Raw genomic sequence first — 22,637 nt, 5'->3', positions numbered from 1 at the left:
TGGGGCCGCTTCTGGGGTTGGGACACTAAGGAAGTCTGGACGTTTGTGATCTGGGTTGTCTATGCCGGATACCTGCACGCCCGGGCCACAAGAGGCTGGACGGGAACCAGGGCCGCATGGCTGTCAATCGTGGGCTACCTGTGCGTGGTTTTCAACTTCACCATCGTGAACCAGTTCTTCAACGGCCTTCACTCGTACTCGGGGCTCTAGTATCCCGGCCTCTAGTAGGCCCGGCCTCTAGGATCCGGTCCTTTGGCAAGTTCCTCCGTCTTGGCCCCAAGGCCTGGTCGGCTGCTTCCAGGACGTTCCATGTCAGTGCCAATGCTGTATCGGCGTCAGGATTTCCGTCCATTGCCTGCCGGTACTGCGCATACAGATCTCCAACATCAACCGCTGATTCCACGCCTGTTCCCCCGGACCGCTGATTCGATAGACGGGGTGAAGATTCCCCCGCCTTCTATACGCGGACGGCTGGCTTTTTATGACGCGAAAAACTGACCGGTTTTGGTACCGGTTTTGATAGCGGTTTAGCAGGTCACTGAATCCGGGTTACTGACGCAGTCACATAACCCGGGTCACTTAACTTCGTCGTTGCCCTGGGCGTCGTCGTGGCTTTCATCGGATCCGTCGCCGCGTTTCTGTTCCCGCGCGTCGAGCTGGTCCTTGAGCTTCTTAAGCCGGTCAGCCTCGGCCTGGTTACGGCGCCGGAGCTCCAGAGCGCGGAGGAACTCGGGATCGTCGTCGGGAGCTGTAGGGTGGCGGAAGGTTTGCTGCGCCGGCCTGCTGCCACGGGGGCGGCCGAAAATGAACCAGAGCGCGGCTCCGATCACCGGCAGAACCACCATCACCACAATCCAGGCGGGCTTGGAAATTCCACGCGTGAGCCGCCGATCAGTCCGGATCACGTCAACCAGACCATAGACAACGATGGTTAGGACGGCGACGGCGAGCAGAACGCGGGGCATACATCCAGTCTAGCCTCCGGGGGCCGCTCACATGGCTACGGTTGGATCACAGCGGCCGGCTAGGTCCGGCCGATAACAGGCGTCTTCGGGGGCGGCTAAACTTGAAGAGTGGCTTTCCTGAAATACTCCCTGATTCGTTTGGCACTGTTTGTGCCGTTGTTCGTGCTTTTCCAGCTGCTGGAGCTGGGCGCCTTTATGTCCGTGATCTGCGCTGGCCTCATAGCGTTTGGCATCAGCTACCTGTTCTTCCAGAAGCAGCGCGACGCCGCCGCCGGGGCAGTTCACGAGCGGCTCTCCGGCCGCGCCAAACCGATCCGGACCGCGGGCGAAGTGGATGACGCGAACGCCGAGGACAGCCTGGTGGATGCCCACCCTGACGTCACAGTCAAAATGGAAAAGCGCCCCAAAGACGCCTGAGAGGTTTAGACGCCCCGGGTGAGTACCAGGCCTGCAGAGAACAGCACGCTGTAACCCAGGTTGATCAGGCCCGTCTGTTTGAGGACAGGGATGAGGCTCTTGCGCTTCCTGCCGTTGATCATGAGCCAGGACGGCATAAGGCTCGCGGGGATGAGCAGAAGCACCAGGAGCATCCATGGGCGCCCAGGCGCCAGAACCACCACAAGAAGGATGGCAACGGCCAGCATCAGGACGTAGCTCTCCCGTGCGTGCTTGTCTCCCAGCCGTACTGCCAGCGTCTTTTTGCCGGCCTTGGTGTCAGTGGGAATGTCCCTGACGTTGTTGGCCATCAGCAGGGCGCACGCAATAAGCCCGGTGCCTATGGCGCCGATAATGGCTGCGAGGTTTATGTGGCCAGCCTGCGTATACGTCGTGCCGAGGGTGGCCACGAGTCCGAAGAAGACGAACACGAAGACATCTCCCAGGCCCAGGTAGCCGTAGGGGTTCTTCCCTCCCGTGTAGCCCCAGGCAGCCAGTACACAGCCCAGGCCCACCAGGATGAGCCACCATGCCTGCGTAATGATTACCAGGGCCAGTCCGCACAGCATGGCCAGGGCGAAGGCTGCAAAGGCGGCCTGCTTGACTTGGTGGGGGCGGGCAGCGCCGGATCCCACAAGGCGCAACGGACCCACCCGGTCCTCATCAGTGCCCCGGATGCCGTCGGAGTAGTCGTTAGCGTAGTTGACGCCAATCTGCAGCAGCAGCGCCACCATACCGGCCAGAACGGCGTTGACCGGCCGGAAGGCACCCATCTCGAAAGCGGCGGCCGTGCCGATCAGTACCGGAGCGATCGCTGCCGGCAGCGTGCGCGGACGGGCGCCTTGGATCCATTGGGCGGCTGTTGCCACAGTGAGTACCTCTTGTTGGTTCAGGATGCTGCGGACGTGCAGCGGGTTGCAGGTCTACTTTACTTTCCCTGATGGAGCTCGTTGAGCAACTCCGTCATGGCCAGGCGGTCAGGTTTTCCGTTAGGCAACATGATCAGTTCCGGGGCGGCCAGCACCGTCTTGGGCGCCAGGGGTCCCAGCAGGTCGTAGCGCCTGGCGGTGAAGCCGCTGATCCCCTGCGGACTGTCGTCGGCGACGGCGACGTAGGCGGCTACAGCCTGCCCCCACTCCTCTGACGGGACGCCCGTCACAAAAGCTGCCGTGACGCCGTCGAGCTTTTCAAGTTCTGCCTGCACGTGTGCGGCGGAAACTTTGACGCCTCCGGTGATCACGACGTCGTCTGACCTGCCCAGCACGGTCAGGATGCCTTCTGCATTGATGGATCCGAGATCATTCGTGCGGAACCAGCGGAGGCCGTCCTCCTCGATGAACGCGTCGGCGGTGAGGTCGGGATCATCCAGATAGCCGGCGGCAATAGTGTCCCCGCCAAGGAGGATCCGTCCGGTGTCGGAAACCTTCACTTTCACGCCTTCGATGGGAACGCCGTCGTACACGCATCCGCCGCAGGTCTCGGCGGAACCATAGGTGGTTACCACCCGGAGCCCGGCCTCACGCGCGGCCTGCAGCAGCTCTGCGGACGCGGGGGCACCCCCAAGGAGAATGCTGTTGAAGCGGCGGAGAACGGCAAGGGTTTCGGGCGCGGGGGAGTCCAGCAGCCGCTGCAGTTGCGTCGGTACCAGGGAGGTGAACCGGATCCTGTCTGTGAGTTCGAGGGCGGCTGCAGTGAAAGCATCCGGAGTGAAGCCGGCGGACAGATCCATCGCCCAGGGGCGCGTTCCGGCAAACAGTGAACGAACCAGAACCTGGAGCCCGGCGACATACTGCACAGGCAGGGCAAGCAGCCATTGGCCTTCGCCCTTGAGGGCCAGCGCCGTAGCCATGGAAGAAGCCGCAAGTGCCTCAACCGTCAGCACTGTCGCCTTGGGCATACCGGTGGAACCTGAAGTCCGCACCACCACCACTGCGTCATCGAACCCCGGGGTCTGGACGGGAGACACAACGGGGCTCCCGTCCAGGGCCGTGGAAAGTTCGACGGCGGGACCCTCGCCATGGAGGGCGGCTGCGAGAGCCTTGAGCGCGGGTTCAATGTTCACAAGTGTCTGCCTTCGACTATGGCTGGAGCATGCGGGCTGGAAGCGGATGCGTGAGCATCAGAAGCGCATCAGAAGTAATAAGGGAACCGTGACCAGTCCGGTTCGCGCTTCTCGAGGAAGGCCTCCTTGCCCTCCACGGCCTCGTCCGTCATGTATGCCATCCGGGTGGCTTCGCCGGCGAACACCTGCTGGCCGGCGAGTCCGTCGTCGGCCAGATTGAAAGCGAACTTGAGCATGCGGATGGCCTGCGGGGATTGCCGCGCGATGTCAGCCGCGTACTCCAGGGCCACGTCCTCGAGCAGTTCGTGGTCCACAGCCTCATTGACAGCGCCCATGCGGACCATGTCCTCCGCCGAATATTCTCGCGCCAGGAAGAAAATTTCCCGGGCGGCCTTCTGCCCGATTTGCCGGGCCAGCAGCGCTGAGCCGTAACCGGCGTCGAAACTTCCCACCGTGGCATCTGTCTGTTTGAACTTGCCGTGCTGACGGGAAGCGATGGTGAGGTCGGAGACCACATGGAGTGAGTGGCCACCGCCGGCAGCCCAGCCGTTCACGACGGCGATCACCACCTTGGGCATGGTGCGCATGAGGCGCTGCACCTCCAGAATGTGGAGACGGCCTGCACGGGCGGGGTCGATGAATTCAGCGGACTCCCCGGCGGCGCCGGAAGCGCCGTCCAACGCATAGCGATACCCATCGCGGCCGCGGATCCGCTGATCGCCGCCGGAGCAGAACGAGTGCCCGCCATCCTTAGGGGAGGGCCCGTTGCCGGTGAGCAGGACAGTTGCCACGTCCGGGGTCATTCGCGCGTGGTCCATCGCCCGGTAGAGCTCGTCCACGGTTGCGGGACGGAAGGCATTGCGGACTTCGGGCCGGTCGAAGGCAATGCGCACGGTGGGCAAGTCCCGCACCACGGAACCGTCACCGGAACGTTCCACTTGCCGGTGATATGTCAGGTCCTGGAAATCGTCGAAGCCGGACACCGTGCGCCAACGGGAAGGATCAAAGACGTCGGAAACCTTGGCAGGTAGTTGGGTGCTCACACACCGAGTCTAGTAATCGTGCTAGCTGATGCAGAACTCGTTGCCCTCGGGATCAGCCATGGTGTGCCACGAATGCGGTCCCTGATTGGCAGTCCAGAGGAATGTTGCGCCCCGGCCTTCCAGTGCTTTCCGCACTTCGTCCTTGTCAGCGCTTTCAATCCTGACATCCCAATGAATCCGGTTCTTGACGGTTTTCTCTTCAGGAACGGACTGGAACAGGATGCGCCGCGTTGGCTGCTTGGCATCGATCTCATCCGGTGGCCGGATGGCGGCGCCTTCGCGCCACACGAGCCTTCCCTGATGGAGCCGGGTCTCGGCCTCTGTTGCGAATCCCTTCTCGATCATGGAACGGATGAAGGACTCGTCCTGTGGTTCCACCGACCACTCGAGGGTTTCAGCCCACCAATCGGCGAGCTCGTGGGGATTTTTGCAGTCGACTGCTATCTGGATGTTCAGTGCCATGGAACGAAAATACCTGGGCTGGCTCGCTCGAAGGAAGGCCTTTGCGGACAAGTGGGGACCTGATCACGTCCTTTTCCTGCCTGGATCAAAGAGACCACTTCGCCCCCAACAAAAGCTTGACAGATTGTCATGACATGGGTCACAGTGGAGGCGTGGGAAAGGCTTTTCCAACGAGGAGTATTGGGGATTCTCCCACTTGTTCTCAGCCGCCCCAGCTTGGTCCCGGATCAGCGGTACCAACCATGGAACAGACAGGAAAGTCCAGTGTCAGAGAAGACGATCTTTACCCAGCTCAGCCGCCGCCAGCTTGGAAAGGCGGTCTTTGGCTTGTCGGCCGCCACGTTGGCTCTCAGTGCCTGTGGAGGCGGTGGCGGTGGGGGCACAGCCGACCCGTCAAAGCCGCTTCAGTTGGTCCTCTCCGGTGACACCAACCAGGGTGGTGCTTTCGCCGCAGCAGCAAAGAAGTACAAGGAAGCCACCGGCATCACCATCGAGGTGGTGGACGTTCCCACCGCAGACATCACCACCAAGCTGAAGAATGCGGCCACTGCCAACGACCTGCCGGCCCTGGCCCGCGTTACCGGCCTGGATCCACTGTGGGCCCCCCAGTTGCAGGACCTCACAGACATTGCCAAGAACCGGAAAATCGATGAGAACTTCCTGCAGGAAGCCCCGGACGGAACCATCCCGGCCATCCCGTCGGACCTCACGGCCGTGGGCTTGTTCGTCAACAAGAGCCTCTTCGACAAGGCCGGGGTCGCATTCCCCACCGAGATCGCGAACGCCTGGACGTGGGATGAATTCGTCGCGGCCGTCAACCAGGTCCGCGAGAAAGCCGGTGCGAAGTACGGTGTGGTGATGGACCGCTCGGGTCACCGCCTGCGCGCCATGATGTACCAGTTCGGCAGCACGGCATTCCCCAAGGAAGGCGACAAGTACGCCGCAGACGACAAGGCCGTTGAGACGCTCGAATACTTTCAGAAAATCAACGACGACAAGACCATGCCTAAATCCGTCTGGCTCAGCGGCGAGGACGGAAACGCGATGTTCAAGAGCGGCCAGGTCGCCGCGTACTACTCCGGCAGCTGGCAAGTAGCCGACTTCAACAAGAACATCAAGGACTTTGAGTGGATGTCCGTGCCGCTGCCCAAGCAGCCGCTGAACGCCACGAACCTGGGCGGCGGTTTTATGGTCGCATTCAAGGACACAGGCCAGGACGAGGAAGCCAAGAAGTTCATTGACTGGTTCTACGACGACGCCAACTACACCGAGTTCGCCAAGCAGGGCGGTTACCTGGCGCCCAAGGACCTCAAGGTGGAGTACCCGTTCCAGCAGGCTGCCTTCGAGCTGTACCAGCAGCAGATCGCCGAGAATGAGGGCAAGGGCGAGAACCCGATCAGGCGCGTGGTTGCTGAAGCTTACGCCACCACGCCATTCTCGGGAGACCCGCTGCGCGAGGAGACTGTCAAGATGCTCGGCGGCAGCCAGGACGCAAAAACCACGGTGGATAACATCGTGAAGCTTTACAACGGCGGCTAAGCCGTGGCTACTCCAACCACGGGCTCCACAGTGACTTCTGAGGCGCTCCGCACGCCGGCCGTGCGGAGCAAGTCCCAGCAAAAGCGCCACAACCGTTACGTCCTTGCCCCGCTGATCCTCATCGGCGTCAACGTGGTGCTCTTCCTGGTGTTCTTCGTCTGGCCCGGAGCGCTCGGGCTCATCTACTCGTTCACGGATTACCGCGGCATCGGCAAACTGAACTTCATTGGTCTGCGAAACTTCGAGACGCTCTTTGCGGACAGCACCTTCTACGCTGCACTGAGCCGCACGTTCCTCTACACGGTGCTGTCGGTGCCCCTGGTCTACGTCTCATCCCTCGGTGTTGCCGCCCTCCTTGTCAGCAGGGCGGTCAGGGGGCGGACGGCTGCCAAGATCATTATCTTCCTTCCCTGGCTGATCTCGCCCATCGTGGTGGGCGTCATCTGGAAGTGGATGTTCGGCCAGGACTTCGGCTTCGTCAACTTCATCATCTCCACGCTGGGCGGAAACCCGTTGCCGTGGTCCAGCAATGGCAACCTGGCTCTTACCGTGGTGATCTTTGCTGCTGCCTGGGGCGGCACGGCCTTCAATATGCTCCTGTTCATAGCTGCGCTGAAGAACATCCCGGAGGCCTTGCTGGAGGCGGCGGAACTTGACGGAGCCAATGCCTGGCAACGGTTCCGGCACGTGACGCTGCCTGGCATCGCGCCGACGTCGTTCATGGTTATTCTGCTGTCCACCATCCATGCGATGAAGGAATTCGCCATGATCCAGGCGCTGACCAACGGCGGACCGGGAACCGAGAACGTCCTGATCGTCCAGTACATCTATAAGACCGGCTTTGAGCAGTCCAAGGTGGGCTATGCAAGTGCCGCGTCCATGGTGTTGATGGCGGTCCTGCTGGCCATCGCGCTCATCCAGCTTCGCTTCAACCGGAAGAAGGGCTGAACCATGACAACAGCTGCCAACCTGCCTCCAGTCTCGGACGAGGCAATCGTCATTGGGGCCGAGGAGAGCGCCCGCAACGCTGACAGGCAGAACTTACGGCACGGCCGGGCAAAGCTGTCCGCGCCGCTCACAGGCCTTATGTGGCTGATCGTGGCCATCTACGCCCTTCCGCTCCTGTGGTTCATCCTCAGTTCGTTCAAGCCCGGAAGTGAGCTGTTCACCTATCCGCTGTCGATGATTCCCAGGGAATGGACGTTCCAGGGCTTCATCGACGCGTGGGAGCGTGTGGACTTTGCGCAATACTTCCTGAACACGGCAACGGTGGCGCTCGTGACCACGGTGCTGACGGTCTTCTTCAGCGCCTGCACGGGCTATGCCCTGGCCAAGTACAACAACCCGGGAACGCGGCTGTTCTTCGTCTGCATTCTTGCCACCACTATGCTGCCCACTGAGGTGATCCTGAACCCGACGTTCACCGTGATCCGGGATCTGGGCCTGTACAACTCCCTGTCCGGCATCATAGTGCCGTCTGTGCTGACTGCCACCGGTGTGTTCATGTTCCGCCAGTTCTTCCTGACAGTCCCGGACGACCTTCTGCATTCAGCCCGGATCGACGGTGCCAGCGAGCTGGCGATCTTCTTCCGGATCATGCTCCCGCTGTCCCGGCCCATCCTGTTCACGCTGGCCATCTTCTCCTTCCAGTGGCGCTGGAATGACTACATCTGGCCATTGATCGTGCTGAACGACCCCAAGTGGTACACCCTCCAGGTGGCGCTGCGGAGCATCGTCGGCGCAGAAAACATCGACTGGCCTGTGCTGCTGGGAGCTTCAGTGATCTCCATCCTGCCCCTGGTGCTCGTGTTCTTCGTCTTCCAAAAATACGTCCTCAACGCCGACGTCAGCGCCGGCCTGAAGGACTAACCGTCCGCCAGAAACCAGCTAGAAACCTCCAGCGTCCCTGCGGAGGAGCACGAAAGGCAGCAGTGCGGAGCGCACAGATCCTACAGACCACCCAGACTGATCAGGCCTTCCTGGCAAGGATAGCGGCCGACGCAGACCGCGAGGCGGCGGCGATCCTGCCGCTGCTGCTTGCGTCCCGGCAGGAGAGCTCCGCCAGGGCGGGAATGCCCCATAGGACGGCAATGAGCCATCTGCTGGGGCTCGTCACAGTTTTCACCTCGCCGGAATCCGGATTGCATGGCAGCCGGCAGCTGGTCGATCCCATGATTGGCTGCCTCGAACGGCTCGAGCAGCTGCAGGGCCCCGACGGACTGTTCGGCGGAGACAACCTCAGCTCACCACCGGACTCGGCCTTCACCATCAACGACGCCTGCCTGGCGGTGCAGCTGCTCCGGGCTCAGGGTGGCGAATCCGGTATACGCACCGGAGCTGGCTCGCGGGGTGCAGGCAGTGAGGGTGCAGGCAGCGAGGGTGCAGGCAGTAAGTCAGCAGCGGTGCTGCAGGAGATCGAAGCGCGGCTCTGGCAGATCATCGCGAAAATCACTCCGGCTCTTGTCGAGGGCGGAGTCCACACCCCGAACCACCGTTGGGAATTGTGCGCCGCGCTCGCCCAGATCCACAGCCTGGATCCCCGGCCCGAAATTGACCGGAGAATAGACGAGTGGCTGGCTGAAGGCATCGACCAGTTGCCGGACGGCATGTACTCGGAGCGAAGCCCGCTCTATGCCTCGGCCGTCACCAACCCTTCCCTGCTGATCATCGCCGACTCGTCCGGCCGCCCGGAGCTCCTGGACCATGTGCGGAAGAACCTTGAGGCGTTCCTGCCGTGGTTCAACCCGGATGGAACGGTTGAATCGGTCTTTTCACGCCGCCAGGATCAGTGGCTGGACTTCGGCGGAGCCGGGTTCCTGCTGCCGTACCGGCGACTGGCCATTCAGGATGGCCGCAGCGACTTCGCTGCGGCGGCCGGCTGGCTCGCAGGGTTCCCCCTGCTGGAACCGGCAAAATTGCTGGCGCAGACCAAGGTTCAGCCAGGACTCGCCGGAGTACTTACGCAGGGGCAGGAGCCCGTTCCGCAAGAGCAAAACGAACAAGTTCAGCAGGGGCAAAAGCAGCGCGGGCAAGTTCAGATGCCCTCCGTGCTCCAGCCCGCGCGGGCCGCCCTCGGGAGCTGTGCAACATACCGCTTCCGGCAAGGGGAAACAGCCGTGACGGTCTTCGGCGGCGGCGACCATTCGGCGTCGGGCGTTGCCTCGGGGTTGTCGAACAACCCCACCTTTCTGCGGTTCCGGCACGGAAACAGCGTTCTGAGCGACGTGCGCCTCACGCGCAACTTCTTTAACCTGGGCCCCTTCCGCAGCATGGGAACTGTGGCAGAGGGGGAGGACGTCCGGCTTCACGAGAGGGTGGAAGCTTCCTTTTATCTTCCGTTGCCCGCTGAACGGCGCCGGGAGGATGGAATCTACGAACAATCCCATGAGGGCCGCTTCAGCGCGGCCATGGACTTTGCGGGCAGGCCCGCCGTCCAGCACTGGCTCCGTACCGAAGTGACTGTTGCAGTCAACGGCCATCAGGCGGACGTTGACATCACCTTCGACGGCGCCCACACCTCGTTTGCCCTTGAGCTGACTTTCCGGTCCGGGGGTGTCCTGGAGGGTGTGGAAGAAGTGTCGGAGGGTGTGTACCAGCTGGTGGCTTCCATGGGCCGCTACTCGGTGGGCGGCGACGTCATCGAGTTCGGCCCGGGCTCTGCGGCCGATCCGGACACACCTCCCGTGTACAACGCGGGGGAGAACTACACCTACCTCCGGGGGACCAACGCCTCCGAGGGCACGAAGGTGTACATCACCGGGCGGACGAGTGGCACCAGGCGGCTGACGCTCCGGGGGACAGGCGCTACGGCTGGAGCTGCTGCAGTTGGTCCATAAGCTCCGCCGGTATGGCGTAAATGAAGACCACCGCCAGCAGATTCTTCGCCGCATGCACAAAGTAGGAAAACATCAGGTTCTTGCCGGTCCACACGTACACAAAGACCAGTGAGGCGCCCATGGCAAGGTACGGCAGCAGCACCGTCAGCGTCAGGTCCTGCTTGCCCAGCACATGGAGTGCCGCGAAGAGAACCACGGAGAGCCCGCAGCACACCCAGATGTTGATCCGCCGGCTCAGCTTGCCAATCAGGAGATGCCGGAAAAAGTACTCCTCTACAAACGGCGCCACCACCACCAGCAACGGCACTATGAGCCAGGCAGGCACCTGTTGGATCAGTTCCTGGACGGAAGCCTGATTAACGGATGGTTCAACTGTTCCCGCCAGGGCAACGAGGATCGACGTGACTATCAGCATGCCGAGCAGGCAGGCGGGCAGCATGAGCAGCGTGAACCACGGACGGGTGCCCAGGATCCTGAGGTCCCGCGCAACAATATGCCGTGCAGCAAGAAAAGCCACGATTCCAACGCAGCCGTAGGAAATCAGGTTCACCGAGTAGGTAGCTATGGCCGCATTGGGAGAGACTGGCTTTAGCAACGGCAGCAGTAGCTGGCCGGCGAGGGCGAACAGGGTTATGTACAGGCCCAAGGCCGTGAGGTCCAGGGATGAGACGCGCTGAAGTTCGGGTGGTGCTGGCGGAATCCGTTGGACTGTATCCATGTATTAAGCCTAGCGTTGCAGGCATCCTCCGCGTTCTCCTACAATATTCGGTATGCCTAACTTTTTGTTTCGGTGCGCCAAAGTAGTCCGCCGAACCTCCGTTTCATTTGTAGCAGCGGCCCTGACCCTTTCCCTTGCGGCCTGTGGCGGCGCCTCTCCCGGCGCCAGCGGGGGAGATGACAACCGGCCCGTAGTACTCACCACCTTCACGGTTCTTGCCGACATCGCCCGCAATGTGGCCGGGGACAAGCTCCGCGTTGAGTCCATCACCAAGGCGGGGGCCGAAATCCACGGCTACGAGCCCACCCCGGGAGACATCCGCAAAGCCGCCCAGGCAGATCTCATCCTCGACAACGGGCTGAACCTCGAAGTCTGGTTCGCCCAGTTTGTGGAGGGGCTGGACGTTCCCCACGCCGTCGTCAGTGACGGGGTGAAAGCGATGCCCATCGGCGAGGATGCCTACGAGGGAAAGCCGAACCCCCACGCCTGGATGTCACCCGTGAACGTACAGATCTACGTCGACAACATGGTGAAGGCTTTCTCGAAGCTCGACCCCGGCAACACTGCCATCTTCGAAGCCAACGGCAAGGCGTACAAGGCCGAGCTCCAGTCCGTGCAGGATCAGATGGTCCAAAAGCTGGCCGCTGTCCCGGAAAAACAGCGGGCCCTGGTGACGTGTGAAGGCGCCTTCTCGTACCTGGCCCGCGACGCCGGTCTACGGGAGGTCTACATCTGGGCAGTCAACGCCGAGCAACAGGCCACGCCCCAGCAGATCGCACGGGCCATCGAGTACGTCAAAGCCAACGAGGTTCCGGCAGTGTTTTGCGAATCAACAGTTTCGGACGCGCCCATGCAGCAGGTTGTGAGTGCAACCGATGCTAAATTCGGCGGAGTTCTCTACGTTGACTCCCTATCTGAAGCGGATGGCCCTGTGCCCACTTACCTGGACCTGATCCGGCACGACGCCAAGACCATCACGGAAGCATTGACAGGCTCGCCGTCATGAACCAGCGAACCGCTACCCCTGCAATCTCCGTGGACAGAGTAACGGTGCACTACGGTGAGGTTCTGGCGCTCGACGCCGCCTCCCTCACCCTGGACCCGGCGCGCATCTGCGGACTGGTGGGCATGAACGGTTCGGGAAAATCCACCCTCTTCAAAGTGATCATGGGGATGATCAAGCCCGACGCCGGAAAGGTCCTCATCCACGGCGAGTCGCCTTCAAAGGCGCGCAGGAAAGCCGGAATCGGCTATGTGCCGCAAAGCGAGGACGTGGACTGGCAGTTCCCGTTGTCCGTCCGCGACGTCGTCATGATGGGCCGCTATGGCCACCAAGGGTTCACGCGACGTGCGAGCAAAGCGGACCGTGCCGCCGTCGAGCATGCCCTGGACCGGGTGGAACTGACGGAGTTCGCCGACCGCCAGATCGGGCAGCTCTCCGGCGGCCAGAAAAAGCGGGCCTTCGTGGCACGCGGCATCGCCCAAGGCGCCACCATGATGCTCCTGGACGAACCCTTCGCCGGGGTGGACAAGCGATCCGAGGCCACCATCACCCGCCTTTTGCGCGAACTGGCCACTGACGGCTGCACCATCCTGATTTCCACCCATGACCTCCATGCCCTGCCGCAATTGTGTGATGAGGCCGTGCTGCTGATGCGCAAGGTCCTGATGCATGGTCCGCCAGATGTGGTGCTGCAGCCGGAAAACCTGGCTATGGCGTTCGGCCTGGACGTCCTCAACCGCGGAAGGGGCTGAGGATGGACCTTATCGACATCCTGCTGGAGCCCCTCAGCTACGACTTTATGGTCCGCGCTATCATCACCACCGCACTCGCCGCTGTGGTCTGTGCCGTCCTCAGCTGCTGGCTGGTGTTGATCGGATGGTCCCTCATGGGCGACGCCGTTTCCCACGCAGTCCTGCCGGGAGTCGTCCTGGCGTACATGGTGGGAGCGCCCTTTGCTCTCGGTGCCCTCGTGTTCGCGCTCATCGCCGTGACCCTGATCGGGGTGGTCCGCAACACCAGCCGGGTCAAGGAGGACGCGGCCATAGGGATCGTGTTCACGTCGCTGTTCGCGTTGGGCCTGGTGCTCATCTCCGTTACTCCCAGCCAGACAGACCTCAACCACATCATTTTCGGCAACCTCCTCGGCGTCAGCGTGCCGGACCTGATCCAGGTCCTGGTGCTTGGAGTAGTGGCGTTCGCCATCCTCATCCTGAAGCGGCGCGACCTCACCCTGTATGCCTTCGATCCGGTCCATGCCCACGCCATAGGGCTTTCGCCGCGACGGCTGGGTGCGCTGCTTCTGGGACTCCTGGCTTTGACGTCCGTGGTGGCGCTGCAAACGGTAGGCGTGGTGCTGGTAGTGGCCATGCTGATCATCCCCGGGGCCACGGCGTACCTGCTGACGGACAGGTTCTCCAGGATGCTGCTGATCGCCCCGGTGGTCTCCGCTGCCTGCTCCATCGCCGGCATCTACCTCAGCTACTACCTGGATACCGCCTCCGGTGGCATGGTGGTACTGACTCAGGGGGCCGTGTTCGCCGTCGTCTATCTCTTCAGCCCACGGCAGGGCCTGATCGGGACCCGCCTGGCCAAGGCCCGCCGGAAGAAAGTGGCGGCATTTTCCGCCTAGAAACATGGCTCAGGAGCGTGAAGTCGCCGGAACAGTGCCGGCTCGCCGGAAAGTTCCGGCGACTCCGCACCGTTCCGGCGAGTTCGACGACGGCGGCACCCGCCTTGACGTTGTGGCTGGCACTTGGCAGTCTGGACCGATGAAGTCCTAGTTGAAGGCGCCGCTCAGCCGTGCCTCACTCCGTATGCCAAGGCCTCCGCCACGCTTTCAGGGATTATCCAGGTTTCCCGGAATCCCCTGCCATGCTCCGGGGCACCCCTCCTGACGTTCAAGGACTTCCGATGACCGAACATCTCTCTCTTTCCGGCGTTTCCCATGGCTATGGCGATCGCCAACTTCTGGACACCATCAGCCTGGTCATTACTGCGGGTGAGCACGTGGCCGTAGTCGGCGAAAACGGGGCAGGCAAGTCCACCCTCCTCCGGATCATGGCCGGTCTGGAGGTGCCGAATGAAGGCACGGTGGCCAGCCACGGGAGGGTGGGCTATCTGGCCCAGACACACGGCCTGCCGGAGTCGTTCACGGTGGGAGCTGCCATTGACGCGTCCCTGGCGTCTTTGCGTGCCATCGAGGCTGAGCTTGACCGCCTGGAGGCCGGGCTGGCCGACGCCGAAGCCGAGGAACTGGAAGCCTACGGCAGGCTGCAGACCGAGTACCAGCTGCGCGAAGGCTACGCGGCGGAATCCAGGGTGGAGGCAGCGCTGGACCGGCTGGGCCTGGGCGGCCTGGACCGGGACAGGATGCTGGGCTCGCTCTCCGGCGGAGAACAGGAACGGGTGGCCTTGGCGTGCGTCCTGGCCGACCCCGCGGACATCCTGCTCCTGGACGAGCCCACAAACCATCTGGATGCCCGTGGAACCGCCTGGCTGGAGGACCGTTTGGCCGCCCACCGTGGCAGCGTGGTGGTGGTTTCCCACGACCGTGTGCTGCTGAGGAAAGTAGCCACCACCGTAATCGAGGTCGATGCCGAGCGCCGCTCCGTGACCCGCTACGGCAACGGTTACGAGGGGTACCTTCGGGAGAAGGCAGCGGAACGCCAACGCTGGGTCCAGCAATACGAGGCCTGGCTGGACGCCATGGAGGCCGAACAGCGCCAGGCCGCCACCGTTTCCGCGAAGATGGGTTACGCCCGCCAGCGCGACGGCGACAAGATGGGTTTCGATTTCAAGGCCGGGACCTGGCAGAAGGCAGCCAGCAGCAAGGTCCGCAACGCCCAGGAACGGCTGCGGCGCCTGGAGGAGAGCCCCGTTGACAGGCCGCCCGTGCCCTTGCGCCTGGCCGCAGAGCTCGATGTGGATCCCGAACCGGATCCGGAGGCAGCCGATGTCCCAGTGAAGGTTCTGGATGCCCGGGGCGTGGCGATTCCCGGCCGCCTCGAGCCCACGGACTTCCATGCCGACGCCGGTGAGAAGATCCTCATCACGGGACCCAACGGTGCGGGCAAGTCGACACTGCTTTCACTTCTGGCAGGCACACTGGAACCTGTTGAAGGGACCGTGACGAGGCCAGCGCGGATCGGCTACCTGCAACAGGAATTGGAGCTCCCCAAGAGGCCCGGACTCCGTCTCCTTCCGGCATTCGCTGCCGGTCTGGGCGGAAACATCGACGAGCACGCCGAGGCGCTGCTCCGGCTGGGGCTGTTCCGCACCAGCGAGTTCCACGTTCCGGTGGGTGGCCTGTCCGCCGGGCAGCAGCGCAGGCTTGCCTTGGCCAGGCTGCTGCTGGGCGGTTACGGCACACTGATCGTGGATGAGCCCACCAATCACCTGGCGCCGGTGCTCGTGGAGCAACTCGAGGAGGCATTGGCTGGTTTTGCCGGGACGCTGGTCATGGTCAGCCACGACCGCGCCCTGCGGGAGTGGTTCGCGGGTTGCGCACGGAAGAGCGAAAAGGCAAGGACGGATGACGCCGGACGCTGGGTCAGGTACTCGATGGAGAACGGCTCACTGTTGCCCGGGTCACGGCTCCAGCGGGGAGTCTTGTAGGATGGATGAGCCGTGCCACCATTCGGCCCCATGTGAGTTCACGCACAGATACTGCCTTCAAAAGAGGTAAAACCCGAATATTCTGTGCTCAAACGGGGGCTGAGGCGCGCAGCCAAACCCCTACCCACAAGGATCAGCTGTGCCACAAACCACCCCCACAGAACTTCAGAGCGCGACGACGCAACCCGCCGTCGTCGACTCCACTCTCAGCGCCGAGGGCTACAAGAAGTCCCTGAGCGGCCGTCAGGTCACCATGATCGCGATGGGCGGCGCAATCGGCGTCGGCCTCTTCATGGGTGCCGGCGGGCGCCTTGCCTCTACCGGGCCCGCCCTGATTTTCTCGTACGCCATTGCCGGCGTCATCGCCTACCTGCTGATGCGCGCCCTCGGCGAGCTCGTCATGTACCGCCAGACGTCGGGCTCCTTCGTCAGCTACGCCGGCGAAATGTTCGGCAAGAAGGGCGCGTACCTTTCCGGATGGATGTACTTCATCAACTGGGCCATGACAGGCATCGCCGAACTCATCGCGATCGGACTGTACTTCCAGTTCTTTTTCCCCAACGTTCCGGTCGAACTGTCCGCGATTGCAGCGCTGCTGCTGCTCGTGGGCGTCAACCTCCTGAGCGTCAAGGCGTTCGGCGAATTCGAATTCTGGGCCTCCTGCCTCAAAGTGGGCGCCATCGTCATCTTCCTGGCCGTGGGCACATTTATGGTTGTCACCAACGCGCAGGTGGGTGACGGCAATGCTTCTGTCAGCAACCTCTTCGCAGCCGAGGGCGGAATGTTCCCCAAGGGTGCCCTCGTCATGATCCTGGTCCTGAACGCAGTGATCTTCGCCTACAACGGCATTGAACTCGTGGGCATCACCGCCGGTGAAATGCAGGACCCGGCGAAGGAAGTTCCCAAAGCGATCCGCGCCGTCGTCTTCCGGATCGTGGTGTTCTACGTTGGTTCCGTGACCCTTCTGGCCATGCTGCTGCCCTCGGATCAGTACGTTGCCGGCACCTCGCCGTTCGTCACCGTATTCGGCCAGATGGGCCTGGGCTGGATGGGCGATGTCATGAACATGATCGTCATCACCGCCGCACTGTCCTCCTGCAACTCGGGCCTGTACTCGATCGGTCGTATCTTCCGCACCATGGCCAACAACGGTCACGCCCCGGAGTGGCTGACCCGGATGTCCAAGAGCCACGTGCCGTACGCCGCGATCCTGGCCATCGGTGCCGTTTACCTCGTCGGCATCCTGCTGAACATCTGGCTGGGCGGCTCGCACGCCTTCGACCTCGCCTTGAACTCCGCCTCCATCGGCGTGATCTTCACCTGGGGAGCGATCTTCGCCAGCCAGATCGCCTTGCGCACGAAGAAGGGCAAGGTTTCCAGCCTGCCGATGCCGGGTTCGCCGTGGAGCAGCTGGGCAGGCCTCATTTCTTTGTTGGCCATTACCGTGCTCATTGGCTTCGACACCATGACCAGCAAGACCGGCGAAGTGTTCCACCTGGGCCTGTGGACGCTGGCTACCATCCCGTTCTTCGCGCTGCTCCTGTGGCTTGGCTGGCAGAAGGTCAAGAACAACGAGCCCAGGAACGTACTGTTCAGCTAGCCCTTATTCAGGTCAATATTCATTGCGAAAGAAAACCGGTGGCGGGCCTCCCCCAAAGGAAGGTCCGCCACCGGCGCCTTAAAACCAGTTCAGCAGCTGGGGCTTAATGGCCCTGGCTGCTGTTCTGTCTTAGTCCCTCTTGAACTCGTCCTTCACGTTTTCGCCAACCTTCTTGGCGTCAGCAACAACCTGGTCCTTCTGGCCTTCTGCACGAAGGCGGTCGTTATCGGTGGCGTTGCCGGCTGCTTCCTTGGCCTTGCCGCCGAGGTTTTCCGCTTCGTTCTGAATCTTGTCGCCGATACCCATGGTGTAAACCACCTTTCGTTGCCGGTTGAAAACTAAGCACAATTACCGTAACACAAAGCATGCTTACTATTTCAAGTGGGGGATTGGGTAGTTTGCCGTTCTCCTGATTGTCGCCGCCCCCGGCTAGGGTCGGAGTATGGAGCACACCACCACCATCACCAAGCACATCAACGCCAGCCCGGATAAGGTCTGGGCTGTCATTTCGGACATTCCTGGCTCAGCGGCCACTCTTTCGGGCATTGATTCCGTCCAGCTCCTCACGGACGGGCCCTACGGCGAGGGGACCCGGTGGAAGGAGACGCGCACCATGATGGGCCGCTCTGAAACCGTGGAAATGTGGGTCGCCCAGGCTGACCCTCCCCGCAGCACCACTGTGAAAGCCCTGCAGGGCGGTGCCGACTACACCTCCCGTTTTACGCTTGCCGAGCGCGACGGCGGCACGGACCTGACGCTCACGCTCGGAGCCGGGATGCGCGAGCCCAGTGCGTTCAGCAAAGCCATGATGGCCATCTTTGGAAAGATCGGAATGAGCTTCACACGCAAGGCACTGGCGAAGGATCTCGCTGAAATCGCGGCCAAAGCAGAGTCGCTGTAGTGGCTGCAGGTTCCGCTGGGTCGGCCAAAGTTGCAAGTCCCAGACTGTCGCCCGTTCGCCTGACGGAGCTTCGGGAGGATCCTGCTCCCGACTTCCGCCGGGGTGAGAGGTACGACGGCGCCCGGTACAGCCGCGCGGCAGCCGACGGCCTCGAACTCAATGGAACTGATTTTGCCGAGTGCGAGTTCGCCGGCGTCTCCTTCAACGAGGCCCAGTTGCGGGGCGCTTCATTCAAGGACTGCGTGCTGCGTGAGGTCTATGCTCCGGTGTTTGCCGCGGCGCGGACCACGTGGCGCGACGTCGAGATCTCGAGCCCGCGCTGGGGATCGGCGGAAATCTACGAGAGCGGCTGGCAATCCGTGAGGGTCGACGGCGGCAAACTCGACTACCTGAACCTGCGCGGTTCCAAACTCAACGATGTCCAGATCAGCGACTGCATCATCAATGAACTGGATCTGGGCTCTGTGACAGCCAACCGCGTCGCTCTGAGGAACTGCACCATAGGTACCCTTGATATCAGCGGCGCCAAGCTGAAGGACTTCGACTTGCGCACCACGGATTTTCGCACCATCAACGGCCTTGAAAGCCTTGCGGGTGTGGTCATTGATGATTACCAGCTCAGTCTCCTCGCACCGTTGTTGGCTGCGCATCTGGGGGTCCGCGTCCTGTAACCGAAGGGCTGTTGGTTGACCCCTTGATTCCGCCGTGTAATCTTTATAGAACGAACGGTCGGTAAATATTGCTGGTCGCCGGGCCTGCGTCTTGCCCGAGGAGCTGTTTGCCGTTCTGATGACAGTGCTGTTAATCGTGTGAAGGATGAACCCATGGCCCAAGCAGGAGCAGGACCCCAAGCATTTCTGGTGGGTGGTGTCCGAACCCCCGTCGGGCGTTACGGCGGCGCCTTGGCAGCTGTCCGGCCCGACGATCTGGCCGCCCTGGTGGTCCGGGAGGCCGTGTCGCGGGCAGGGCTGGATCCGGATTCCATCGAGGAAGTGATCCTCGGAAATGCCAACGGGGCAGGCGAGGAAAACCGCAACGTGGCCCGCATGGCTACTCTGCTGGCCGGACTGCCGGTGCACATCCCGGGAATTACAGTGAACCGGCTCTGCGCGTCAGGGCTGAGTGCAATTTTGATGGCGAGCCACATGATCAAGGCAGGAGCGGCCGACGTCGTGGTTGCTGGTGGGGTGGAGTCAATGACCCGCGCGCCCTGGGTACAGGAAAAGCCGCAGGCCGCGTTCGCCAAGCCTGGAGCCATCTTCGACACCTCCATTGGCTGGCGCTTCGCCAATCCGCACTTCACTAAGGGGGAATTGTCCCGGGACGGAAAGATGACATTCTCCATGCCGGAAACAGCAGAGGAAGTCGGCCGGGTGGACGGAATTTCCCGCGAAGATGCCGACTCCTTTGCGGTCCGCTCCCATGAGAGATCCCTCGCGGCCATCGCCGCCGGCAGGTTTAGGGACGAAATCGTCCCCGTCACCGTAAAGGGCCGCAAAGGGGAAACGGTGGTTGACACCGACGAGGGTCCCCGGGAGGACACAAACCTTGAGGTCCTCGCCGGACTCCGGCCTGTGACCACGGGGGGATCCATTGTCACGGCGGGTAATTCGTCCTCCCTGAATGACGGCGCCTCGGCCATCATCGTGGCGTCGGAGGCAGCCATCGAGCGGCTCGGCCTGACTCCCCGTGCCCGCATTGTGGACGGCGGCTCAGCCGGCTGCGAGCCTGAAATTATGGGCATCGGCCCTGTTCCAGCTACCCGGAAAGTGCTGGAGCGGAGCGGCTACAGCGTCGGCGACCTTGGCGCCGTCGAACTTAATGAAGCGTTCGCAACCCAATCGCTGGCCTGTATCCGGCGCTTGGGGCTTGACCCCGATATTGTCAATAACGACGGCGGCGCGATCGCTTTGGGACACCCGCTCGGTTCCAGCGGCTCCCGTATCACCATTACGTTGCTGGGCCGGATGGAACGCGAAGATGCCAGGATGGGGCTGGCAACCATGTGCGTTGGCGTTGGCCAGGGAGCAGCCATTTTGCTGGAGCGAGTGTAATGGGATCGGATTCGAAGCTGCTCAGTTCCGAGGCTTTCGCCACTCTCCTCGTTGAAGAGCGCGAGGACAGGGTAGTGGTGCTGATCAACCGTCCCGAAGTCCGTAACGCCATTGACCAGCAGATGGTGGACGAGCTCCATGTGGTTTGCGCCGCACTGGAGCGGCGGCCCAAGATCCTCATCATCGCCGGAGTGGAAGGGGTTTTCGCCTCGGGCGCGGATATCTCCCAGCTCCGGGAACGTAGGAGGGACGATGCGCTGCTGGGGATCAACTCCACCATTTTCGTGCGGATCGCCAAGCTGCCTATGCCGGTCATCGCCGCGTTGGATGGCTATTGCCTTGGGGGAGGGGCGGAGCTGGCCTACGCCGCCGACTTCAGGATCGGCACTCCCACTGTCCGGATCGGCAATCCGGAAACGGGCTTGGGGATTCTTGCTGCCGCAGGGGCCAGTTGGCGGCTGAAGGAACTGGTGGGTGAACCCCTGGCGAAGCAGATCCTGCTCGCCGGTCTGGTGCTTAGGGCCGAGGAGGCTCTGGCTGCGCACCTCATTACCGGGATCCACGACGCTCCCGAGCTGATGGCCGCAGCACACAATCTCGCAGACAGGATTGGGCAGCAGGACCCCCTGGCTGTCCGCATCACCAAGTCCGTTTTCCACGCGCCGCCGGACGCCCACCCCGTCATCGACCAGCTGGCGCAAGCGATCCTGTTCGAGTCCGAGGCCAAGTTCGAGCGGATGCAGGCCTTCCTGGACAACAAATCTGCCAATCGGAAGAAGAAAAAGGCATGAGCGATTCCTCACTTCCCCCTGGCCTGCCGCAGAAGCTTCCACGCAAAGTGGGCGTACTCGGTGGAGGCCGGATGGGCGCCGGAATTGCCCACGCGTTCCTGATCAACGGTGCCCGCGTCACCGTTGTAGAGCGAGATGAACCGTCGGCCGCTGCCGCCCGCGAACGTGTGGAATCCGCGGCAGCGAAATCCCTAGAGCGCGGCTCCACTGACGGGAATCTGGACGAAATGGCTTCACGCCTGGCCGTTTCGGTGGATTATGCCGATTTCGCGGACTGCAACCTGGTGGTCGAGGCTGTGCCTGAGGACTTCGAACTGAAGGCTGGCGCCCTGAGACTAGTTGAGCAGCAGCTGCACAAGGGAGCCTATTTGGCGTCCAACACGTCCTCGCTCTCAGTTTCGGAGCTTGCCGAGCAGCTGCAGCGCCCCGCGGACTTTGTGGGACTGCATTTCTTCAACCCTGTTCCTGCCTCGAGCCTGATTGAAGTGGTCCTCGGACGGGAGACCTCGGCCGAGCTGGCCGCCGCCGCAAAAGAGTGGACGGAGGCGCTGGGCAAGACAGCCGTCGTCGTCCGTGATGCTCCGGGTTTTGCCTCCTCGCGGCTGGGCGTTGCGATAGCGCTGGAGGCGATGCGCATGCTGGAAGAAGGGGTGGCTTCAGCCGAGGACATAGATGCCGCCATGGTGCTGGGCTACAAGCACCCCACGGGACCCCTCCGGACCACGGATATCGTTGGGCTGGACGTCCGCCTGGGCATCGCCGAATACTTGCATTCCACCCTCGGGGAGCGCTTTGCTCCGCCGCAGATCCTGCGTGACAAGGTGGCTCGCGGTGAGCTGGGACGAAAGAGCGGCAGGGGGTTCTTCGACTGGACTAACTAAGGGCTGGAGGGTGTTGTGCCTAGGATGGGGCGGTGAACCGCATCGAACCCGTTATCCTGACCGGCAAGTACGTCATGCTGGAGCCTTTGGGCCACCAACACCTCGACGGGCTCCAGGAAGCAGCCCGGGATGGCGAGCTGTGGAAGCTCTGGTACACCTCGGTCCCGTCTCCTGAGGGCATGGCGGCTGAGATCGACCGGCGCCTGGCTCTCCAGGAACATGGTTCAATGGTGCCTTTCACCACCAGGTTGCTGGATCCTGCCACAGGCCGTCCCGGGAAGGTGATCGGGATGACCACCTACATGAACATCGATCATGAAACACCCAGGCTTGAGATTGGCTCCACCTGGAATGCGGCCTCTGTCCAGGGCTCGGGCACCAACCCCGACTCGAAGCTGCTGCTGCTTCGGCATGCTTTCGAAACCCTGGGCTGCGTCGCCGTCGAGTTCTGTACCCATTGGATGAACCATCAGTCCCGCGAGGCTATCGCCCGCTTGGGCGCCAAGCAGGACGGCGTTCTCCGCAGCCACACCCGGAGCACGGACGGAGCGCTCCGGGACACCGTGGTGTTTTCGATCCTTGAGCACGAATGGCCGATGGTCCGGAACGGCCTCGAGTACCGCCTGGCAAAGCAGCGCGGCGTCTAACCCATGACGGTCTACTTCGAGTGCAGAACGCGAACCGGAATGCCGAAGTCGGAGTTATTCGATCTCGCCCGCAGCATCGATGCCC

25 protein-coding genes are annotated in these 22,637 nt (G+C 62.4%); 18 read left to right on the top strand and 7 right to left on the bottom strand.

Annotated features, from left to right (window positions below; all coding sequences use genetic code 11):
* Positions 1-210: cytochrome c biogenesis protein CcsA (gene ccsA, locus RIN13_RS14830; RefSeq protein WP_309108113.1), on the top strand; the 210-nt coding region annotated here is incomplete at its 5' end.
* Positions 211-575: 365 nt separating this feature from the next.
* Here ccsA and RIN13_RS14825 read toward each other — a convergent pair.
* Entirely contained in the window at positions 576-965 is a 390-nt protein-coding gene (locus RIN13_RS14825) for a PLDc N-terminal domain-containing protein (RefSeq protein ID WP_309108112.1), read from the bottom strand.
* A 108-nt stretch (positions 966-1,073) separates the two neighbouring features.
* Here RIN13_RS14825 and RIN13_RS14820 point away from each other — a divergent pair, with 108 nt between their 5' ends.
* Positions 1,074-1,382, top strand: a complete 309-nt coding sequence (locus RIN13_RS14820; RefSeq protein ID WP_309108111.1) for a DUF4229 domain-containing protein — start codon at positions 1,074-1,076, stop codon at positions 1,380-1,382.
* A gap of 5 nt (positions 1,383-1,387) precedes the next feature.
* Here the strand turns inward: RIN13_RS14820 and RIN13_RS14815 are convergent, their stop codons facing one another.
* The 4 genes from RIN13_RS14815 to RIN13_RS14800 all read right to left on the bottom strand — a co-directional run bounded on the left by RIN13_RS14815 (position 1,388) and on the right by RIN13_RS14800 (position 4,967).
* Positions 1,388-2,269, bottom strand: a complete 882-nt coding sequence (locus RIN13_RS14815) for a 1,4-dihydroxy-2-naphthoate polyprenyltransferase (protein WP_309108110.1) — start codon at positions 2,267-2,269, stop codon at positions 1,388-1,390.
* Positions 2,270-2,328: 59 nt separating this feature from the next.
* Positions 2,329-3,462 carry an AMP-binding protein gene (locus tag RIN13_RS14810; protein WP_309108109.1) on the bottom strand — a complete coding sequence of 378 codons (1,134 nt, stop codon included), beginning with the start codon at positions 3,460-3,462 and terminating at the stop codon, positions 2,329-2,331.
* A gap of 68 nt (positions 3,463-3,530) precedes the next feature.
* Positions 3,531-4,505, bottom strand: coding sequence for a 1,4-dihydroxy-2-naphthoyl-CoA synthase (locus tag RIN13_RS14805; RefSeq protein WP_309108108.1), 975 nt, complete (start codon positions 4,503-4,505; stop codon positions 3,531-3,533).
* Between the two features lie 21 nt (positions 4,506-4,526).
* Positions 4,527-4,967, bottom strand: coding sequence for a VOC family protein (locus RIN13_RS14800; protein WP_309108107.1), 441 nt, complete (start codon positions 4,965-4,967; stop codon positions 4,527-4,529).
* 264 nt (positions 4,968-5,231) lie between these two features.
* On the opposite strand from RIN13_RS14800, the gene RIN13_RS14795 reads away from it, so the two are divergent.
* From RIN13_RS14795 to RIN13_RS14780, 4 genes are all read left to right on the top strand, one after another.
* Positions 5,232-6,506 (top strand): sugar ABC transporter substrate-binding protein, encoded by a 1,275-nt coding sequence (locus tag RIN13_RS14795; protein ID WP_309108106.1) that lies wholly within the window; start codon positions 5,232-5,234, stop codon positions 6,504-6,506.
* A 3-nt stretch (positions 6,507-6,509) separates the two neighbouring features.
* Positions 6,510-7,454, top strand: a complete 945-nt coding sequence (locus RIN13_RS14790; protein WP_309108105.1) for a sugar ABC transporter permease — start codon at positions 6,510-6,512, stop codon at positions 7,452-7,454.
* Between the two features lie 3 nt (positions 7,455-7,457).
* A complete protein-coding gene (locus RIN13_RS14785; protein ID WP_309108104.1) occupies positions 7,458-8,375 on the top strand; it encodes a carbohydrate ABC transporter permease in 918 nt (305 codons plus the stop codon).
* 62 nt (positions 8,376-8,437) lie between these two features.
* Positions 8,438-10,342: a hypothetical protein gene (locus RIN13_RS14780; RefSeq protein WP_309108103.1), complete on the top strand. Its 1,905-nt coding sequence runs from the start codon at positions 8,438-8,440 to the stop codon at positions 10,340-10,342.
* Here the strand turns inward: RIN13_RS14780 and RIN13_RS14775 are convergent.
* Entirely contained in the window at positions 10,311-11,060 is a 750-nt protein-coding gene (locus RIN13_RS14775) for a type II CAAX endopeptidase family protein (RefSeq protein ID WP_309108102.1), read from the bottom strand. The genes RIN13_RS14780 and RIN13_RS14775 overlap by 32 nt on opposite strands.
* Before the next feature lie 52 nt (positions 11,061-11,112).
* Between RIN13_RS14775 and RIN13_RS14770 the strand changes: the two genes are divergently transcribed.
* From RIN13_RS14770 to RIN13_RS14745, 6 genes are all read left to right on the top strand, one after another.
* Positions 11,113-12,066: a metal ABC transporter substrate-binding protein gene (locus RIN13_RS14770; RefSeq protein ID WP_309108101.1), complete on the top strand. Its 954-nt coding sequence runs from the start codon at positions 11,113-11,115 to the stop codon at positions 12,064-12,066.
* Positions 12,063-12,815, top strand: a complete 753-nt coding sequence (locus RIN13_RS14765; protein WP_309108100.1) for a metal ABC transporter ATP-binding protein — start codon at positions 12,063-12,065, stop codon at positions 12,813-12,815. Before RIN13_RS14770 ends, RIN13_RS14765 begins: the two co-directional genes overlap by 4 nt.
* Before the next feature lie 2 nt (positions 12,816-12,817).
* Positions 12,818-13,693 (top strand): metal ABC transporter permease, encoded by an 876-nt coding sequence (locus RIN13_RS14760; RefSeq protein ID WP_309108099.1) that lies wholly within the window; start codon positions 12,818-12,820, stop codon positions 13,691-13,693.
* A 4-nt stretch (positions 13,694-13,697) separates the two neighbouring features.
* Positions 13,698-13,844, top strand: a complete 147-nt coding sequence (locus RIN13_RS14755) for a hypothetical protein (RefSeq protein WP_309108098.1) — start codon at positions 13,698-13,700, stop codon at positions 13,842-13,844.
* A 130-nt stretch (positions 13,845-13,974) separates the two neighbouring features.
* Positions 13,975-15,678, top strand: a complete 1,704-nt coding sequence (gene abc-f / locus RIN13_RS14750) for a ribosomal protection-like ABC-F family protein (protein WP_309108097.1) — start codon at positions 13,975-13,977, stop codon at positions 15,676-15,678.
* 139 nt (positions 15,679-15,817) lie between these two features.
* Positions 15,818-17,278, top strand: a complete 1,461-nt coding sequence (locus RIN13_RS14745; RefSeq protein WP_309108096.1) for an amino acid permease — start codon at positions 15,818-15,820, stop codon at positions 17,276-17,278.
* Between the two features lie 129 nt (positions 17,279-17,407).
* Here RIN13_RS14745 and RIN13_RS14740 read toward each other — a convergent pair whose 3' ends face one another.
* Positions 17,408-17,584: a CsbD family protein gene (locus tag RIN13_RS14740; protein WP_309108095.1), complete on the bottom strand. Its 177-nt coding sequence runs from the start codon at positions 17,582-17,584 to the stop codon at positions 17,408-17,410.
* Positions 17,585-17,720: 136 nt separating this feature from the next.
* Here RIN13_RS14740 and RIN13_RS14735 point away from each other — a divergent pair, with 136 nt between their 5' ends.
* The 6 genes from RIN13_RS14735 to RIN13_RS14710 all read left to right on the top strand — a co-directional run bounded on the left by RIN13_RS14735 (position 17,721) and on the right by RIN13_RS14710 (position 22,552).
* On the top strand, positions 17,721-18,179 hold the full coding sequence (locus RIN13_RS14735; protein WP_309108094.1) for an SRPBCC family protein: 459 nt from the start codon (positions 17,721-17,723) through the stop codon (positions 18,177-18,179).
* The gene (locus RIN13_RS14730) at positions 18,179-18,850 is read left to right on the top strand and encodes a pentapeptide repeat-containing protein (RefSeq protein WP_309108093.1); all 672 of its coding nucleotides are present in this window, start codon (positions 18,179-18,181) and stop codon (positions 18,848-18,850) included. Before RIN13_RS14735 ends, RIN13_RS14730 begins: the two co-directional genes overlap by 1 nt.
* A gap of 153 nt (positions 18,851-19,003) precedes the next feature.
* A complete protein-coding gene (locus tag RIN13_RS14725; protein ID WP_309108092.1) occupies positions 19,004-20,233 on the top strand; it encodes a thiolase family protein in 1,230 nt (409 codons plus the stop codon).
* The gene (locus tag RIN13_RS14720; protein ID WP_309108091.1) at positions 20,233-21,024 is read left to right on the top strand and encodes an enoyl-CoA hydratase/isomerase family protein; all 792 of its coding nucleotides are present in this window, start codon (positions 20,233-20,235) and stop codon (positions 21,022-21,024) included. Before RIN13_RS14725 ends, RIN13_RS14720 begins: the two co-directional genes overlap by 1 nt.
* The gene (locus tag RIN13_RS14715; protein ID WP_309108090.1) at positions 21,021-21,905 is read left to right on the top strand and encodes a 3-hydroxyacyl-CoA dehydrogenase family protein; all 885 of its coding nucleotides are present in this window, start codon (positions 21,021-21,023) and stop codon (positions 21,903-21,905) included. The genes RIN13_RS14720 and RIN13_RS14715 overlap by 4 nt, the downstream gene beginning before the upstream one ends.
* Positions 21,906-21,937: 32 nt before the next feature.
* Positions 21,938-22,552, top strand: a complete 615-nt coding sequence (locus RIN13_RS14710) for a GNAT family protein (protein WP_309108089.1) — start codon at positions 21,938-21,940, stop codon at positions 22,550-22,552.
* Positions 22,553-22,637: the final 85 nt, after the last annotated feature.

It is taken from the genome of Arthrobacter sp., from assembly GCF_031179985.1.
Taxonomy (GTDB): Bacteria; Actinomycetota; Actinomycetes; order Actinomycetales; family Micrococcaceae; genus Arthrobacter.
This window is presented reverse-complemented; position numbering and strand designations above follow the sequence as displayed.